Below are 1,198 nucleotides of genomic sequence, written 5' to 3' on the forward strand. Positions count from 1 at the left end.
CGGGTCTGCTTGCCCAGGGCATCCGTCGTTTGCGTGACGCGGCGTTCGGCGTCGAAGGTGCTGGTGGTGGTGTCGGTGACGTCGGTGCGCGGGCCGTCTACATGGCAACGGCATCAGGAGACCCCGATGCCGTTGCCCAAGGGCCAGACAGGCTGTCAAACCCACTTGCTATCGGGCTTACAAGTCCGCCTGAAATATACTTTCAAATTAATTTAATCGCATTGTTTCGCCCCTTATTTCCGCTGACTCATAGGGGCTACGCGCTATTGAGGTTTTTGATATTCGTTTACCGCTATCTTGGTCCCCACTGGTAACGGTGACGGTGCAACTTCATAACGCAACTGAAGCACCAACGGGAACACGTCAGCATCAATTCTCAACTCTGCACCTCTCGTGCTGATGAAACTCAGACCCGAATCGACAACCACAGCATCACGTAATTCGCCCCCACTATCAAGAGATCCAAAGCGCTGCTCCATTCCATGCTGCCCAACAAGCTGAGAAGATTCTTTCACAGCCTTCTTAACCCATTCCTCTCGACGCAGCACGGAAATACTTGCAACAATAAAATCCTTCAGCTCCAACCTATCCCATTCGTCTGACTCAATGATTAAATCAGATGGCCTAGCTCTCACCACGAAGACTTCAAACTTTGGCTCAACCACCTCTTCACTCAAGTCAACCCGGATCGAAAAACTATCACTGAATTTAGCGACGATTTGGTCATAGGCAAGATACCCTGGATAACAACGCGCTGAAACCCTCTCCAACCGCATACCAATGATACGGCGGAGAAGCTCCATGGTCGTGGAGTCGCACATCGTAGACATTTAACCTCCAGGAGGGAAATGGATAGTTTCGTGAGGCCTCGATCCGTTAGCAGGAATGTCAATTCGCGGCCCTTGCCCATCCTTTCCTGGACGAAGACGAACGCCATTTCCTCCAACCCTGGCACCGTTATCTTGAGGCGTTGATTTACCCCCAGTCAGTCTATCAAAAACGTCTTGCGCACCTCCCGGGAGATCAGTATTATTAACCAGGCCCTAAAATAGAAAACAGTCGTATACTCCTGACATGGAAAAGATCGATGTCAGAAAGCTTGGGCCAGCAGCGCGCGAGCAGCTTCGGCGGACGGTGATTCGAATGCTGGGGCGCGGGCATAGCCAAACGGCGGTCGCCGCCGAGCTTGGAATCAACC

2 protein-coding genes are annotated in these 1,198 nt (G+C 52.1%); one reads left to right on the plus strand and one right to left on the minus strand.

Annotation, left to right across the window (positions count from 1 at the left end; genetic code table 11):
• Positions 1-216: hypothetical protein (locus C7389_RS25255; RefSeq protein ID WP_211342540.1), on the plus strand; the 216-nt coding region annotated here is incomplete at its 5' end.
• Between the two features lie 47 nt (positions 217-263).
• On the opposite strand, the gene C7389_RS24720 is transcribed toward C7389_RS25255, so the two are convergent.
• Positions 264-830, minus strand: a complete 567-nt coding sequence (locus C7389_RS24720) for a hypothetical protein (RefSeq protein ID WP_133595317.1) — start codon at positions 828-830, stop codon at positions 264-266.
• Positions 831-1,198 lie beyond the last annotated feature (368 nt).

It is taken from the genome of Azoarcus indigens (assembly GCF_004361735.1).
GTDB classification, from domain to species: Bacteria; Pseudomonadota; Gammaproteobacteria; order Burkholderiales; family Rhodocyclaceae; genus Azoarcus; species Azoarcus indigens.

Bases quoted from the DNA above. Each gene is read 5' to 3' on its own strand.
- C7389_RS24720 (WP_133595317.1), bottom strand. From the start codon at position 830: ATGTCTACGATGTGCGACTCCACGACCATGGAGCTTCTCCGCCGTATC.